General features: G+C 56.5%; 3 protein-coding genes. All 3 read left to right on the top strand.

Annotated features, from left to right (window positions below; translation table 11 throughout):
- On the top strand, positions 1–294 hold a 294-nt coding region (locus AC1DLB_RS28715; protein WP_477786160.1), incomplete at its 5' end, for a TIR domain-containing protein.
- Between the two features lie 2 nt (positions 295–296).
- The gene (locus AC1DLB_RS28710) at positions 297–1,256 is read left to right on the top strand and encodes a caspase family protein (RefSeq protein WP_064616015.1); all 960 of its coding nucleotides are present in this window, start codon (positions 297–299) and stop codon (positions 1,254–1,256) included.
- On the top strand, positions 1,256–1,741 hold the full coding sequence (locus tag AC1DLB_RS28705; protein ID WP_064616014.1) for a toll/interleukin-1 receptor domain-containing protein: 486 nt from the start codon (positions 1,256–1,258) through the stop codon (positions 1,739–1,741). Before AC1DLB_RS28710 ends, AC1DLB_RS28705 begins: the two co-directional genes overlap by 1 nt.
- The last annotated feature ends 259 nt before the right edge of the window (positions 1,742–2,000 follow it).

Raw genomic sequence — 2,000 nt, 5'->3', positions numbered from 1 at the left:
CCACCGCACAACCCGATCATCGGCGCCCGCACCGACAAACAACTCGAAGAAGCCATCGAAAACAAGATCCGCCCGTGCTCGGCAGTGCTGATCATGGCCGGGATGTATTCGACCTACAGCAAGTGGATCAACAAGGAAATCGAGATTGCCAAACGCATGGGCAAAGTGATCATCGCGATCAAACCGTTCGGCGCCGAGCGGATTTCCAACGTAGTGCGCGAAGCCGCACACGCCGAATGCGCGTGGAACACCAAGAGCATCGTCAGTGCGATTCGCCTGCATACGGCGGTGTGATCATGCGCAAGGGACTGTTTATCGGTATCAACCACTACTCGCATATCGCGCCGCTCAGTGGCTGTAACAATGACGCCATCGCCATGGCCTCGATACTGGAACGACATGCGACGGGTAAGCCCAACTTCAAAAACCTGGTGCTGACGTCCGCCGAGGAGTATCTGACTCGCCAGATGCTGGAAGAGAACATAAAGCAATTGTTCTCCGGCGACTGCAATGTGGCACTGCTGTACTTCGCCGGACATGGCCACTTCGAAAGCGGTATCGATGAAGGCATGCTAATTCCACAGGATTACCGCTGCAGCAACGATGGCATTCGCATCAGCGACATCCTTCAGTGGGCGAACGCTGCCGACAAGATCAAAAACAAAGTCATCATTCTCGATTGCTGCGAAGCTGGCGCCGCGGGCGAGATGCGCGGCCTGCGCGGTGGCGCCAGCGTCATCGGCGAAGGCATGACGATATTGACCGCCTGCAAGAAAGCCCAACCCGCCCTGGAGGAATCCGGCCATGGCGTGTTCACCGGACTGCTGCTGCAAGCGCTTCACGGCGGCGCCGCCAACGTATTGGGCGAGATCACGCCTGGCAGCCTGTATTCGTTCGTCGATAACGCATTGGGCGCCTGGGATCAGCGTCCGGTGTTCAAAACCAACGTGTCGCAATTCATCGCCCTTCGCGAAGTCCCGCCGCTGATTCTGGAAGAAATATTAAGCCGCTTGCCCGAGTGGTTTCCCGAGGCACAGTCGGTCTATGCACTTGACCCCAGCTACGAGCCCACCGAAGCCACGTACGACCCGGACCACGGCCACATCTTCAAACAACTGCAAAAGTGCAACCGCCACAGCCTGATCGAACCGGTGGACGCCGAACACATGTACTACGCGGCCATCAACTCCACCGGTTGCCGCCTCACGGCACTCGGCGCCTATTACCGCGAACTCGCCCTCAAAGGACATTTCTGATGCCCGTATTCATCAGCTACCGTCACGTGGATCGCCCCCACGCGATCGCCATCAACAGCCGTCTGATACAGGCCAACATCAAGACCTACTTCGACGTGCTGGATCCGGAATCACAGACCACCGACGACATCACCGGGGTCATCACCCGCAACATCACCGCATGCACGCATCTGATGGCGGTGGTCTCTGACAAGACTGCGCTCTCGTGGTGGGTACCGTTCGAAATCGGCGAAGCGACCATCAGCAACCGGCGGATCTGCTCATTCAAGACCGAACCGGCGGAACTGCCGCTGTACCTCGATAAATGGCCAAAGCTCAGCACTGACAAGGATCTGGATTTTTTCATTGATGCCTACCGTGAAGAAGTGGCGACCAAGCGCTCCATGACGCTGGATTCGATCAGCGAATCCCTTTACGGCACCTACAGACGCAATGCCGAGCTGTTCCACGACCAGCTCAAAAACCGCATCCGACGGGGTTACTGACAGGTGCAAAAAAGCCGCGATGATCGCGGCTTTCTGGTCTTTAGCAAGCCTTGGATGCGCTGGGCTGGAAGCTGACGCACTGAGCAGACTTGCCCAGCCAACATACCTTACGTCCAAAATCGGCATTACAGAGCCATCTTAACAGCCAAATAACAGGATTTACGCACGCTATCAGCGCCTACGATACCGTGCGAAAAAAATGAATTAATTGAGGCTGAAGGCTTCTTGAATGGTCTTGATCAAACGGTCGCCATCCACC

This window comes from Pseudomonas sp. 05N434 (assembly GCF_056396965.1).
This window is presented reverse-complemented; position numbering and strand designations above follow the sequence as displayed.